Raw genomic sequence first — 13968 nt, forward strand, 5'->3', positions numbered from 1 at the left:
CGGCCATTTGGCCGCCCTTTTTTTAGGTTGATGAAGTTGGAGGGTATTTTTGTCGGGCGTGAAGTACCGTCAGTATTTTGATGTGGCCATTCACTCGATAGACCAGCAGATAGTTCGGATGAATCACCATTTCACGAGTGCCAGGCACTCGACCAGGCCGGTAACCATAAGGTATTGATGAAAGTCGCTGTGCTGCTGCACCCACCTTGTGTCTTAACGAAATTGAAGCGTTGGTGTTGCGTTGCTCGATGTATTTGAAGATGTCAGCCAGTTGACGCGAGGACTTGCTGCTCCATTCAAGCAGCAGAGCGGCGCTTCCTGCGCATCTCTTCCAGCATCTGGTCGAGCATTGCCATAGCTTCATCATGGGGAATGCCAGGGCTGGGGTCATCGAGTGCCTCCTGCACCTTGGCACGAAACCAGCGATCGTAGCTCTCTGCCTCTTCTTCGGATTCGAAGTCAGAGTAAAACGGGGAATGCAATATGCTCATAGTGATCTCCGTGATCAATTTCAGCAGTCTAAGGGGGGATGGGCCCATTGTCGTCACTGGCAGACGATGCACCCCATGAGCCCTTGAGGAACCATGAGGTAGCGGGACCCAGTATCTGCAAGCCCCCCTTTCAAATCTGCCGGATGTTTCCCTCCGTTGTCCGGCAATCTCGACCGCCGCTGTAGGCCTATTCCACCCCAGCGTTTTTCAGGCTTTCAGCCTATAAATCCGCAAGTGCTTTCCTACAAATACGCTCAGAACGCGTACGGAATACTCACCTTCGCCCACAACATATCCCCCTCCGGCCGGTTCTCCACGTCGAACTCCCTGGCCCAGCGGATCTCCGCGCTGGCGTACTTGAGGAAGGTGAAGTGCAGCGCCGGGCCGATGGCGAACACCTGGCCGCGCACGCCGTCATCAACGTCCTGGCCGGCGAACTGCACGGTGTGGCCGAACTGTTTGTCGTCGGTGGTCTGCTTGAGGTAATAGCCGTTGACGCCGAGCATCAGGTCGTCGGTGATCTTGTAGCTGGCCGAGTAATCGAAGTGGAAGATCTGCCCGGACTTGTAGTCGGTGTCCTTGTTCTTCTCGTTGAAGCTGTAGGTGGTCTTCATCGAGATTTCGGTGTTGTCCGTCGGCAGCCAGGTGAAGGAGAACAGCGGCTTGTAGGTGTAGAAATTGTTGCTGGTGTTGGCCAGCCGATCGACGCTGTATTCGCCGGTGGGCACGGTGATTTCCACGGCGGCGCCGAGGGTCAGGTTCTTGCCCATGTCCCACAGGATGATCGGCGCGAAGGTGGTATCGCCCATGCTTTCACGGGTGTCGCTCTGGCCGAATACTGAGACTTCCTGCTTCAGCCAGGGTTGCGCGATGTAACCGGCCAGGCGCCCGCCGAATACCCGCACCGGGCTCAGGTAGTCGAGACGCGGGATCACGGCGGTGGATTCGATATCGACATTCGGCACTTTCCCGCCGAATGAGCTGATGTTGAGCTTCGTCGCCTTGTAGTGGTTGTAGTAGAGATTGAAGGCAACCATGTTTTCGGGAAGGTTGTCGACGTCCAGCGGCAGCACGAAAAAACCGTCGGTGCCGGTACCGATGTTGTCGACGCCGGCCTCGGTGGCCAGGGCTGGCAGGGTCACGGTGCAGCCAAGCAGGCTCAATGCCAGTCGCACAGGGAATGTCGCGCGGTTCGGGTTCATGTCCGTCCTCATTATTATTGTGTTTGGGCGCAACGCCGGCACGCAGGACGCCCGGCCACTATAGAAATAAGCCCTTGGCGTACAACGGGGCAGGGTATTGGCGGACACGGAAGGGGGCTTCTGCGGACAGTCCGCCAACCCTGTGCTAACTTCCTTCGACATAACCGGTAACAAAAATAACAATTCAGCGTGATCCGGAATGTCAGCCCCCATGAACGCAAAACTCCAAGACCCCACCTTCGATCTGGCGCTGGTGTCGCCGTTTCTGCTGCAGACCCTGGCTGAAGTCGTCGCCAAAAAGGGCATCGAGCCGCAAAGCCTGTGCCGTGGCCTGGGCTTTGACGTCGAGGATCTGCAGGATCCGTCGCAGCGGATTTCCTATCGCCAGGCCGTGGCCATGATCCAGCGGGCGCTCAAGGCCTTGCCCAATCAGGGGCTGGGGCTGTGGGTCGGCGCGCAGAACGTGCTTGGCACGCTGGGTTTGCTCGGGCACGTGCTGTCGCTGTGCAAGAACTTGCGCGATGCGTTCGAACTGGGCATTCGTCATCAGCACACGTCCGGCGGGATCGTGGTGATCAGCGTGGATGTGGTGGGCGAGCAGGTGTACGTCGACGTGGAGTGCCGCTTGCCGTTCGCTGAGGTGCAGATATTCGCCGTCGAAGAGTTTTACGCCAGCCTGCTGGTCTACGGCCGGGCGCTGGTGGGCGAGACGTTCAAGCCGATTGCCGTGGAATTTGTGCATGCTGCACCGGATTACGTCGATGAATACCGGCGGCTGCTGGGGCCGGACGTGCGCTTCGGCTGTCTGCACAACCGCATGCTGATCGACGTGCAATGGCTGGATGTGAACCTGCCCAACCACCATTCGCTGGCGTTGCGTCAGGCAGTCAAACTGCTGGAACTGGAAGCCGCGCAAGTCCATCAGAAACTCGATCTGATCCAGGCTGTGGAGCGCGCCATTGCCCGGGACCTGAGCCGGGGCAGCCACATCGAAAAGATTGCCGGCGACTTGAACATGAGCAGCCGCACCTTGCGCCGGCGACTGACTGAACATTCGTTGACGTTCGAGGCGTTGCTGGAGCAAGTGCGGCAGGCGCGCACCATGAGTCTGCTGGCCAATCCCGACATGCCGATTGAGCGGATTACCGAAGAAGTCGGCTACAGCGATGTGCGCAGTTTTCGGCGGGCGTTCAAACGCTGGACCGGCAAAAGCCCGAGTGCGTGGCGCAGCGAGTGCGTCATCTGATCCCACACAAACCCTCCGGCTACAGTTAAACTCCGCGCTCTTTCCCAAGGAGTTCACATGAGTTACTACCAGCCGGGCATCCTCGCCACCCCAGTTCCACCGCAAGCACGTCACCTGTTTTTCGCCCTCGAGTCGGTTGAAGCGCTGCCGCAGGCGATCGACAACCTGCTGAACCTGGTGGACGGCAAGTCGGCGGTGGTCGGTTTCGGTGAATCCCTGGCCAAGGCCCTGAATGTGAACATCGACGGCCTGCGCAGCTTCCCGGCACTGACCGGTGTCGGCGTGGAAAACCCGTCGACCCAGCACGCCCTGTGGGTCTGGCTGCACGGCATCGACCGTGGTGATCTGCTCAACCGCAGCACTGCGCTTGAGGCTGCACTGGCCCCGGCGCTGCGTCTGGTGCAGATGCAGGAAGCCTTCCGCCACAAGGATGGACATGACCTCACCGGTTATGAAGACGGCACCGAAAACCCGCACGACGAAGCCGCCATCGCCGCTGCACTGCAAAGTGAAGGCGCCGACGGTCTGGTCGGCGGCAGCTTTGCCGCGATCCAGCAATGGCAGCACGACCTCAAGGGTTTCCATGCGCTGTCCGCCGAGGACAAGGACAACATCATGGGCCGTCGCCTGAGCGACAACGAAGAGATCGACGACGCCCCGGTGTCCGCCCACGTCAAGCGCACCGCCCAGGAAAGCTTCGCTCCGGAAGCCTTCGTCGTGCGCCGTTCGATGCCGTGGATCGAAGGCGACCGCGCCGGCCTGATGTTCCTGGCGTTCGGTTTTTCCCTCGATGCTTTCGAAGCGCAACTGCGGCGCATGAGCGGTCTGGAGGACGGCATCACCGACGGCCTGTACCGCATCAGCCGGCCGATCACCGGCGGCTACTACTGGTGCCCGCCGCTGCAAAACGGTCACCTCGACCTGCGCGCACTGCGCATCGGCTGAGGCGCGACGATGAGCGTGGTGCGTTGGGGCATGATCGGTTGCGGCAGCGTCGCTGAACGCAAGAGCGGGCCAGCCTTCTACAAGGCGCCCGGTTCTGCGCTGGTGGCGGTGATGGGGCGACGCCTCGAAGCCGTGACCGATTACGCCGCGCGCCACGGCATCGCCCGGACTTTCACCGACGTCGATGCGCTGATCAACGACCCCGAGGTGGACGCGGTGTACATCGCCACGCCACCCGACAGTCACCACGCCTATAGCCTGAAAGTCGCCGCCGCCGGCAAGCATTGCTGCGTGGAAAAACCCATGGCCCTCAACGCCGGGCAAAGCCGCGACATGCAGCAGGTGTTTGCCGACGCCGGTCTGCACCTGTTCGTCTCCTATTACCGCCGTTCGCTGCCGCGTTTCCAGCAGGTTCGGCAATGGTTGCAGCAGGGGCGTATCGGCGAGGTGCGGCATCTGAGCTGGACGCTGACCAAGGCGCCGTCGCCGAAGGATCTGGACGGCAGCGCCAACTGGCGCACCGATCCGGTGGTGGCCGGTGGCGGATATTTCGCGGATCTGGCCAGCCATGGTTTCGACCTGTTCCAGTACCTGCTCGGCGATATCGTCGAGGTGGCCGGATTCACGGCGCGTCAGGCCGGTTTGTACGCGGCGGAAGATGCGGTCAGCGCCAGTTGGAGATTTGCCTCGGGCGCGTTGGGCATGGGCTGCTGGAGCTTTGTCGCGGACCGACGCGAGGATCGGGTCGAGATCATCGGCAGCCAAGGGCGAATCGGTTTTTCGGTGTTCGATGAGCATCCGGTCGAACTGCACGCCGATGAACACATCAGCCTGGAAATCCCCCATCACGAACACATCCAGTGGCATCACGTGCTGGGCATGAACGCGCAGATTCGCGGCGAATCACCGCATCCGGCGACCGGGGCAGAGGCCCTGAAGACCGATTGGGTCATGGACCGGATCCTCAAGCGCCACTGAAGGCGCATCTAACCTTATGCTCATTCGGTATTTCTCAAGCTTGTCATAACGTCTCTAAGATCACGTCATAACTCGTTATAACAAGTGATCCCGTGATGACCGATAACGTTCTCTCCTTAAGTAGCGTCCCGCTGCACACCCAACTGCGCGACGTGCTGCGCGCCCGCATCCTCGACGGCGAATACCCGCAGGACAGCCAGATGCCGTCCGAAAGCGAGCTCGGCACGCTGTTCAAGGTCAGCCGCATCACTGTGCGCCAGGCCCTGGGTGATCTGCAGAAAGAAGGGCTGATTTTCAAGATCCACGGCAAAGGCACCTTCGTCGCCAAGCCCAAGACCTTTCAAAACGTCAGCACTCTGCAAGGCCTCGCCGAGTCCATGACCGGCCGTGGCTACGAGGTGATCAACCGCCTGCGCAGTTTCAAATTCATCGCCGCCGACAAACTGGTTGCCGAGCGTTTGCAGGTTGCCGAAGGCGAAATCGTCGCGCAGATCAAACGTGTACGGCTGATCAACCGCGAGCCGATCTCGCTGGAAATCACCTACCTGCCCAAAGCCGTCGGCGAACGACTGGAGAAGGCTGATCTGGTGACCCGTGACATCTTCCTGATCCTCGAAAACGACTGCGGCATAGCCCTCGGCCACGCCGACCTGGCCATCGACGCGGTGCTGGCGGACAGCGACCTGACCCAGGCGCTGAACGTCGAGGCCGGCTCGCCGATCATGCGCATCGAGCGTCTGACCCACGACGCCAATGGCCAGCCGCTGGACTTCGAACACCTTTACTACCGTGGCGATGCGTTCCAGTACCGCCTGCGGATCGACCGGCAAAAAGGGGAGCAGGCATGAGTCGAACGACACTCGAACAGGAATACGACATCGTCGTGATCGGCGGCGGCACCGCCGGCCCGATGGCGGCGATCAAGGCCAAGGAAAAGAACAAGGAACTGCGCGTGCTGCTGGTCGACAAGGCCAACGTCAAGCGCAGCGGCGCGATCAGCATGGGCATGGACGGCCTGAACAACGCGATCATTCCCGGCCACTCGACGCCCGAGCAGTACACCAAGGAAATCACCATCGCCAACGACGGCATCGTCAATCAGGCGGCGGTGTACGCCTACGCCACCCACAGTTTCGAAACCATCGAGCAGCTTGACCGCTGGGGCGTGAAGTTCGAGAAGGACGAAACCGGCGATTACGCGGTAAAAAAAGTCCACCACATGGGTGCCTATGTGCTGCCGATGCCGGAAGGGCACGACATCAAGAAAGTCCTGTATCGCCAGTTGAAACGCGCACGGGTGAACATCACCAATCGCCTCGTCTGCACCCGTTTGCTGACCGACGCGGAGGGCGCCGTCAACGGCGTGATGGGGTTCGACTGCCGCACCGCCGACTTCCATGTGATCAAGGCCAAGGCAGTGATCCTCGCATGCGGCGCGGCCGGACGACTCGGTCTGCCGTCCTCGGGTTACCTGATGGGCACCTACGAAAACCCGACCAACGCCGGCGACGGCTATGCGATGGCGTATCACGCCGGGGCGGAACTGGCGAACCTCGAGTGCTTCCAGATCAACCCGCTGATCAAGGATTACAACGGCCCGGCCTGCGCCTACGTCACTGGCCCGCTGGGTGGCTACACCGCCAACAACAAGGGCGAGCGCTTCATCGAGTGCGACTACTGGAGCGGGCAGATGATGTGGGAGTTCCACCAGGAACTGGAGAGCGGCAACGGCCCGGTGTTCCTCAAACTCGATCACCTGGCCGAGGAAACCATCCAGAACATCGAGGAAATCCTGCACAGCAACGAACGTCCGAGCCGTGGCCAGTTCCACGCCAATCGCGGCACCGATTACCGCACGCAGATGGTCGAGATGCATATCTCGGAAATCGGTTTTTGCAGCGGCCACTCGGCGTCCGGGGTGTGGGTCAACGAGCGCGCCGAAACCTCGGTGAAAGGTTTGTATTCGGCCGGTGATATGGCCGCCGTGCCGCACAACTACATGCTCGGCGCGTTCACCTATGGCTGGTTTGCCGGGCACAACGCGGCGGATTTTGTCGCCAGGCGTGAGTTCTCCGCGCTGGATGCCGAGCAGATCGAAAAGGAAAAGGCCCGGGTCTACGCACCGCTGGACCGCGAACACGGTCTGCCGCCGGCCCAGGTCGAGTACAAGCTGCGGCGCTTCGTCAACGACTACCTGCAGCCGCCGAAAGTGACCAAGAAAATGGAAATCGGCCTGCAACGCTTCAGAGACATCGAACGCGATCTCAACGAGATGAAGGCCAACAACGCGCATGAGCTGATGCGCGCCATGGAAACCAGCGTGATCCGCGACTGCGCCGAAATGGCTGCGCGCGCTTCACTGTTCCGTGCCGAAAGCCGCTGGGGTCTGTACCACTACCGCGTCGATCACCCGCAACGGGATGACCGCGAATGGTTCTGCCACTGCCACCTGAAGAAGGGCGAAGACGGGCGCATGACCAGTTTCAAGAAAGCCGTCGAGCCTTACATCATCCCCCTCGATGCCGATGAAATGCAGGCCTACGACCGCCTTCGGGTCGGCGCTTTCGCCGCTTGAGCCATCACTAGAGAGAGTCCGGACCATGGCCTATCAAGCCCAGGAAATCTTCTTCCGCTCCAATGCCCCCGTCACCGTGGACGAGGACAAATGCATCGCCGAAAAAGGCTGCACCGTGTGCGTCGACGTCTGCCCGATGGACCTGCTGGCGATCAACCCGGCCACGCAAAAGGCCTACATGGCGTTCGATGAATGCTGGTACTGCATGCCTTGCGAAAAGGACTGCCCGACCGGTGCGGTGAAAGTCGAAATTCCGTATCTGCTTCGCTAAAACGCTATCCGGCAACACCGGACGCCTGCTTCAACACACCCCTCGTTTCCCACCGCGCCCTGATCGCGGCGGAGACGAACATCCAATAAATGATTCGAGGGGATTCAACCATGTTGCGTGCAGCAATCGCCGGTCTGGTACTGGCTTCGTTCACCCTGTCGGCCTCGGCCGAAACCATCCGCATTGCCATCGGCACCCAGGACACCACCATCAATTGCGCCGCCGGCGGTTTGTTGATCCGCGAGCTGGGCCTGCTCGACAAATACCTGCCTCACGACGGCGCCTACAAGGACGCCAGGTACGATGTGCAGTGGAAGAACTTCACCAGTGGTGCGCCGCTGACCAACGAGATGGTCGCCGGCAAACTCGACTTCGGCGCCATGGCCGATTTCCCCGGCGCGTTCAACGGCGTGGCGTTCGAAACCGCCGGCAAGCACAGCCTGTTCATCAGCGTGCTGTCGGGCAGCATCAAGGGCAGCGGCAACGGCATCGTGGTGCCGAGCGCGTCCGGCGTGCAGTCGCTGAGCGAACTCAAGGGCAAGACCATCTCCGTGCCGTTCGCTTCCACGGCTCACGGCATGTTGCTGCGGGCCGTGGCGGAGCAGGGCTGGGATCCGCTCAAGGATGTGAACATCATCGCCCAGCCGCCGGAGGTCGCAGGCTCGGCGTTGCAGGCCGGCAAGATCGACGCCCACGCCGACTTCGTACCGTTTGCCGAGCTGTTCCCGAGCCGTGGTTTCGCCCGCAAGATCTACGACGGCGCCCAGGCCAATGCGCCGACCTTCCACGGTGCGCTGGTGGATCAGGCCTACGCGAAAAAGTACCCGGAAATCGTCGTCGCTTATTTGCGCGCAAGCATCGAAGCCAATCAACTGCTGGCCGCCGAACCGGAGAAATACAGCGAACTGATCGCCAAGGTCTCCGGCGTCGATGCCGAGGTCAATTACCTGTTCCACGGCCCGCTGGGCGTGCAGACCCGCGACCTGAGCTGGAAACCGGAATACCGCCAGGCCGTGGGCACTGCCATCGACACGCTGAAGCTGCTGAAGAAGGCCGATCGCGGGCTCGATCTGAATACCTTTATCGACGATCAGTACATCCGCGCAGCGTTCAAGGCCTCGAATCTGGATTACGCCGCGCAACTGGCCAATTACGCGCAGACGCCGTTGAAGTCTGTCGATGCGGTGACTGGAAAAGTCATCACCGATTTCAGCCATGTCGCGGAAATCTGGGTGCGGGGTGAGGACAAGGTTCGTCGCTATTCTTCGGCTGAAGAGGCGTTCACGGCGTTGGCCGGCCTGAAGTCGGAAGGCAAGAACATTCGGGCGGTGTATGCCCAGGCGAGTGACAGCGGGATCAAGTTGCTGGCGGAGCAGGCGTGGTTTGCCAGTGATGCGAAGGGGCGCCTCAGCGCGTTTTTGTTGAAGGGGCAGGCGCAGCAGTTTGCTTCGGCGCAGGGTGGCAAGGTGTTTGATTTCACTGATGCCACCGCGCAGGCTGTGGTCAGTCGCTAATCATGAAAATCTCAAAAGCACGCTGGATATCAAGAGCAGCCTCGCTGCTGCTCTGCCTGCTCTTCTGGCAACTCGCCGCCAGCCACCACTGGAACCTCGGCCTCGTCACCTTCGCCAACGTCCCAACCCCGCTGGCCGTGATCGAAGCCGCCCTCGGCCTCGGCGACTCCGGCAAGCTCATCCAGCACCTGAGCGCCAGCCTCGGCCGGGTTTTCGCCGGTTACCTCGCAGCACTGATCATAGGCATCGCTCTGGGCCTGGCCATCGGTCGTTCGAAATGGGCCGAAGACCTGCTGCTGCCACCACTGGAAGTGCTGCGCCCGATCCCCGCTGTGGCGTGGATTCCACTGGCCATTCTGATGTTCCCGTCGTCGGAACTGTCGATGGTCTTCATCACCTTCACCGGCGCACTGTTCCCGATTCTGCTCAACACCGTGCACGGCGTCGAAGGCGTCGATCCACGGTTGATCGCCTCGGCCAAAAGCCTCGGGGCCGGGCGCCGGGCGATCCTGCTGGAAGTGATCCTGCCGGGCGCCGCGCCGAGCATCATCACCGGGCTCGCCATCGGCATGGGCACGTCGTGGTTCTGTCTGGTGACCGCCGAAATGATCTCCGGCCAGTTCGGCATCGGTTACTACACCTGGGAGTCCTACACCATCCAGAACTACGCCGACATCGTGGTCGGCATGTTGCTGATCGGCGTGTTGGGCATGGGCAGCAGCCTGCTGATCAAACGCCTGGGCGGGCTGTTCACGCCCTGGCACCGACCACGAGGAAAAGCCTGATGAGCGTGATGCAAACCCCGGAAGGGCGGATCGACATCCGCCAGTTATCCATCGTCCTCGGCGAAGGCCCGCAGGCGTTCGAAGCGGTGCAGGGGCTGGATTGCCAGATCGAACCCGGCCAGTTCGTGTGCATTCTCGGCCCGTCCGGTTGCGGCAAGTCGACCTTGCTCGGCGCATTGGCCGGGCATCTGCAACCCCATGGCGGGCAGTTGAAAGTCGATGGCGCCGAAGTGTCCGGCCCGTCACCGCAGCGCGGCATGGTGTTCCAGCATCACACTTTGTTCCCGTGGCGCACGGTGCGCGACAACGTTGCCTTCGGCCTGAAAATGCGCGGCATCGGCAAGGCCGAGCGCCATCGCGCCGCTGATGAAATCCTCAAATTGGTCGGCCTCGAAGGCTTCGCCGAACGCTGGCCCGATCAGCTCTCCGGCGGCATGCAGCAACGGGTGGAAATCGCCCGGGTGCTGGTCAACCGGCCACGGCTGTTGCTGATGGACGAACCCTTCGGCGCGCTGGATGCGCTGACCCGACTGAACATGCAGGAACTGCTGCTGGACATCTGGACGCGGATTCGCACCACCGTGGTGTTCGTCACCCATGACATCGACGAGGCGCTGTTCCTCGCCGACCGTTTGCTGGTGATGAGCGCACGGCCGGGGCGGATCATCGAAGACCTGCGCCTCGACTTCCTACGCCCGCGCACCACCGGACTGGTCACCAGCCACGAGTTTTCACGCCTCAAGCGCCACTGCCTCGACCTGCTGCGCCACGACAACGAACGACCGCTGCCGCGCCTCAATCCGCTCGGTTTGCCTCCTGAAAACGCCTTGCCGAGATTTGCCCTGTGACCTCATTTTTTGCTGTGACCGAAAACGACGACATTCTTGCCTTGCAACCGCGTCTGACCGCTGATGACGCGGGAGTACGCCGGATTGCCTTGATTGACCTGGCTGACCTCGAAGAACCGGACGGCTTGCTCTGGCTGGTCGAGCGGTTGGCCGAAGACCCTGCCGAAGAAGTGCGTGCCGAAGCGGCGCGCCTATTGGAAGCCTGGGAAGACGAACCGGTGGTTGAAGCGCTGTGCCAGGCGCTGACAGATCCGTCGCCGGCAGTGCAGGCTGCTGCGGCGCAGAGTCTGAGCCTGCTCAAGACCGAAGCGGCGGGCAGGGTGATTCTGCCGTGGACCGCCCATGCGGAAACCGGCGTGCGGATTGCCGCATTCCGCGCCTTGCGTGAGTTGCGTTTCCCCGACGCTGCTCCCGCCGCCATTCAAGCGTTGAGCGATGCCGATGCCAGTGTCCGCCGCGAAGCCGTGGGTGTGCTCGGTTGGCTCAAGCAACTCGACGCACTGACAGCCTTGGCCCGATTGGCAAGCGCCGATCCTGACACCGAAGTACGCCGCGCAGCTACCGGCGCCCTGGGCCTGGCGAGTGGCGCAGATGTGCTGCCGGCCTTGCGTCAGGCCTTGCAGGACAACGCCTGGCAAGTGCGCGAAGAAGCCGCGACCACGCTCGGCAAGGTTGGCCACACCGATGCAGGCCCGGCACTGATCGAAGCCTTGGGCGACGACTACTGGCAGGTACGCCTGCGCGCCACCCGCAGCCTCGGCCGTTTGCGTTACGTGCCGGCACTCGATGCCCTGATCGACACCCTCGGCCATCGCATCAGCAACCTGCGCAAGGAAGCGGCGCTGGCGTTGGGCGAGTTGAATGATCGCGGGGCCGTGGCGGCATTGCAGGCCGCGCAGGACGACGGCGACCCGGAAGTGCGCAAAGCCGTGCGGATCGCCTTGAGTCAGCTGCAATGAATCCGCTGGCGATAGGCAATTCCCAAAGTGAACACCGCTTGCGACTGAGCTGGCCGGATGGCCGCGAGCAATTGCTCGACCACGCCGAACTGCGCCGCCAGTGCCCGTGCTCGCAGTGCCGGGCGTTTCGCCTGCGGGGTTCGGCTCCGTTGGTGGATGACCGGGTTCGTGTGATCGAACTCAACCAGCAGGGCTACGGGCTGCAACTGGTGTTCAGCGATGGGCATCAACGCGGGATCTACCCGTGGCAGTACCTGGCGCAACTCAATACTTGAGGACACCGCGTCCCCTATGGGAGCTGGCTGGCTCCCACAGGGAAAACAGTTCGGCTAGAGGGTCGGTGCGTAGACCTGGCGACCACCAAACCAGGTCTGCAGCACCTTCGTGTCATGCAGGGCCTTGTCATCGACGCTGAACACGTCGCGGTCGAGCACGATGAAATCGGCCTGTTTGCCGGGGCTCAGCGAGCCGATCTGTTGCTCCAGGCCGATGGTGCGCGCCGCGTTGACGGTGTAGGCGTAGAACATGGTTTCGCGGTCCAGGCGTTCGTCGGCGTTGAGCACGCCCAGCGGCCCGGTGCGGGTGATGGCCTGGGCGATGGCGTTGAACGGATTCGGCGAGGACACCGGCCAGTCGCTGGCGCCGGCAATCGTCGCGCCCTGCTTGAGCAGCGAGTGCGCCGGGTATTGATAGCGGAAGGCGAGGGCGCTGACGTAAGGCTTGATCATGTCGGTGGTGTAGTCGTCGGCGCTGGCCCACAGCAGTTGCATCGAGGCAATCACGTTCAGCGGCTTGAAGCGGGCGAACTCCTTCGGGTTGACCATTTGCAGGTGGGTGATCGAGTGCGTCACGCCGCTCTGCCGATCCTTGCGCGCCTGGGCGATGCCGTTCAGTGATTCGCGCACCGCGCGGTCGCCGATGGCGTGGATGTGCACCAGCCAGCCGCGCTGGTCGATGGTGCTGACCAGTTCGCCGAAGTGCTGCGGATCAATCAGCAGCTCGCCCTGTTTGTGCGAGTTGCTGTAGGGATCGATCATCGCCGCGCTCTGGGCCGGGTACTCGATCACGCCGTCGGCGAAGATCTTGATCCCCGGCAGCGTCAGGTTGGGAATGCCCTGAAATTGCCGGCGCACTTTGTCGAGGGTGTCGAGATCGGCCGGGACGCTTTTCGGGTTGGCCACCAGCAGCGCGGCGACGTGGGCGGTCATGCCGCCGCTGTCCGACAGGGCTTTGTAGGCCGGAAGTACGCCCACGGTTTTCTCGGTGGGCTTGAGGGCGAACACCGGCTCGCCCGGCGCGGCGTTGGCGGCCGGGTCCATCCACGCGGTGATGCCGAGGCTGTTGTTGAAACGCACCGCCGATTGCGCAGCCTTGAGCAGGTCGGCAGGGCTCGGCACCGGCATTTTCGAGGCGACCCGATCCCAACCGGCATCGACCACAAAGCCGTTTGGCTCACCGCTGGCCAGTTTGCCGAGGGTGTCTTTTTCCGCGTCCGGCAGGGTTTTCAGCAGCGCGGCGTCGATGCCCGCACGCTTGAGCATCACGTTGTTGGCCCACGCGGTGTGGTGATCGCTGCCGGTGAACACCACCGGCACGTCGGCCCATTCGCCGTTGTTGAAGATCTTGCCCAGGGCTTCAGCCTTGGCCCAATACGCCGAACTCATGCCGGCCACGCTCAACACGTCGCCATGCCGGGCCTTGCCGTCGTCACGCCAGGCGCGCAGGCGTTTTTCCAGTTCGTCGAGTTCGACTACCTCGTCTTCCATGTTGGCCGAGACCATTTCCAGTCCGCCGAAAATCGCGTGGGAATGGCTGTCGATCAAGCCGGGCATCATCGCCTTGCCTTGAAGGTCGATCACTTGGGTGCCGGGTTCGATCAAGGCTTTGATCTGCGCATCGGTGCCGACTTTCAGCACCTTGCCGTTCTCCACGGCCAGCGCCTGAACCTGCGGTTGAGCGCGGTCGGCGGTGAAAATCTTGCCGTTGAGCAGCACCAGATCGGTAGCTGCCATGGCTTCCATCGAGGCAAAACTCACAGCAGCGATCAACAGGTTTTTGCTGAAAAACGGGATGAATCTTTTCATTGAACATTTCCTTGTTATTGCGTCTGATGGCCAGATTAGTGGCTGCCAACGCCCGACAGAACGCCTCCCT

15 protein-coding genes are annotated in these 13968 nt (G+C 61.8%); 11 read left to right on the forward strand and 4 right to left on the reverse strand.

The genetic code is table 11. From position 1 onward, the window contains the following. Window positions 1-22: 22 nt before the first annotated feature. From ACKLNA_RS03755 to ACKLNA_RS03765, 3 genes are all read right to left on the reverse strand, one after another. Window positions 23-391, reverse strand: a complete 369-nt coding sequence (locus ACKLNA_RS03755; RefSeq protein WP_408984902.1) for a type II toxin-antitoxin system RelE/ParE family toxin — start codon at window positions 389-391, stop codon at window positions 23-25. After that, entirely contained in the window at window positions 297-491 is a 195-nt protein-coding gene (locus ACKLNA_RS03760; RefSeq protein WP_408984903.1) for a stability determinant, read from the reverse strand. The genes ACKLNA_RS03755 and ACKLNA_RS03760 overlap by 95 nt, the downstream gene beginning before the upstream one ends. Before the next feature lie 254 nt (window positions 492-745). Next, window positions 746-1693, reverse strand: coding sequence for a transporter (locus tag ACKLNA_RS03765; RefSeq protein WP_408984904.1), 948 nt, complete (start codon window positions 1691-1693; stop codon window positions 746-748). A 211-nt stretch (window positions 1694-1904) separates the two neighbouring features. Between ACKLNA_RS03765 and ACKLNA_RS03770 the strand changes: the two genes are divergently transcribed. From ACKLNA_RS03770 to ACKLNA_RS03820, 11 genes are all read left to right on the forward strand, one after another. Continuing rightward, complete coding sequence (locus ACKLNA_RS03770) at window positions 1905-2939, forward strand: AraC family transcriptional regulator (protein WP_408984905.1); 1035 nt, start codon at window positions 1905-1907, stop codon at window positions 2937-2939. Between the two features lie 57 nt (window positions 2940-2996). Then, complete coding sequence (locus tag ACKLNA_RS03775; protein ID WP_134022424.1) at window positions 2997-3884, forward strand: Dyp-type peroxidase; 888 nt, start codon at window positions 2997-2999, stop codon at window positions 3882-3884. 9 nt (window positions 3885-3893) lie between these two features. After that, window positions 3894-4862 (forward strand): Gfo/Idh/MocA family protein, encoded by a 969-nt coding sequence (locus tag ACKLNA_RS03780; RefSeq protein ID WP_408984906.1) that lies wholly within the window; start codon window positions 3894-3896, stop codon window positions 4860-4862. A 95-nt stretch (window positions 4863-4957) separates the two neighbouring features. Beyond that, complete coding sequence (locus tag ACKLNA_RS03785) at window positions 4958-5710, forward strand: GntR family transcriptional regulator (protein WP_248740667.1); 753 nt, start codon at window positions 4958-4960, stop codon at window positions 5708-5710. Beyond that, entirely contained in the window at window positions 5707-7437 is a 1731-nt protein-coding gene (locus ACKLNA_RS03790) for a fumarate reductase/succinate dehydrogenase flavoprotein subunit (protein ID WP_408984907.1), read from the forward strand. Before ACKLNA_RS03785 ends, ACKLNA_RS03790 begins: the two co-directional genes overlap by 4 nt. 25 nt (window positions 7438-7462) lie before the next feature. Further along, the gene (locus ACKLNA_RS03795) at window positions 7463-7708 is read left to right on the forward strand and encodes a ferredoxin family protein (protein ID WP_007959413.1); all 246 of its coding nucleotides are present in this window, start codon (window positions 7463-7465) and stop codon (window positions 7706-7708) included. Between the two features lie 110 nt (window positions 7709-7818). Next, on the forward strand, window positions 7819-9222 hold the full coding sequence (locus tag ACKLNA_RS03800; protein ID WP_408984908.1) for an ABC transporter substrate-binding protein: 1404 nt from the start codon (window positions 7819-7821) through the stop codon (window positions 9220-9222). A gap of 2 nt (window positions 9223-9224) precedes the next feature. Further along, window positions 9225-10007 carry an ABC transporter permease gene (locus tag ACKLNA_RS03805; RefSeq protein WP_408984909.1) on the forward strand — a complete coding sequence of 261 codons (783 nt, stop codon included), beginning with the start codon at window positions 9225-9227 and terminating at the stop codon, window positions 10005-10007. Beyond that, the gene (locus tag ACKLNA_RS03810; protein ID WP_408984910.1) at window positions 10007-10855 is read left to right on the forward strand and encodes an ABC transporter ATP-binding protein; all 849 of its coding nucleotides are present in this window, start codon (window positions 10007-10009) and stop codon (window positions 10853-10855) included. Before ACKLNA_RS03805 ends, ACKLNA_RS03810 begins: the two co-directional genes overlap by 1 nt. Next, window positions 10852-11814 carry a HEAT repeat domain-containing protein gene (locus ACKLNA_RS03815; protein WP_408984911.1) on the forward strand — a complete coding sequence of 321 codons (963 nt, stop codon included), beginning with the start codon at window positions 10852-10854 and terminating at the stop codon, window positions 11812-11814. The genes ACKLNA_RS03810 and ACKLNA_RS03815 overlap by 4 nt, the downstream gene beginning before the upstream one ends. Then, entirely contained in the window at window positions 11811-12089 is a 279-nt protein-coding gene (locus ACKLNA_RS03820; protein ID WP_408984912.1) for a DUF971 domain-containing protein, read from the forward strand. The genes ACKLNA_RS03815 and ACKLNA_RS03820 overlap by 4 nt, the downstream gene beginning before the upstream one ends. Window positions 12090-12143: 54 nt before the next feature. Here the strand turns inward: ACKLNA_RS03820 and ACKLNA_RS03825 are convergent, their stop codons facing one another. Continuing rightward, on the reverse strand, window positions 12144-13898 hold the full coding sequence (locus tag ACKLNA_RS03825) for an amidohydrolase (protein ID WP_408984913.1): 1755 nt from the start codon (window positions 13896-13898) through the stop codon (window positions 12144-12146). Between the last annotated feature and the right edge of the window lie 70 nt (window positions 13899-13968).

It is taken from the genome of Pseudomonas sp. UV AK001 (genome assembly GCF_046097675.1).
Lineage (GTDB): Bacteria > Pseudomonadota > Gammaproteobacteria > Pseudomonadales > Pseudomonadaceae > Aquipseudomonas > Aquipseudomonas kribbensis.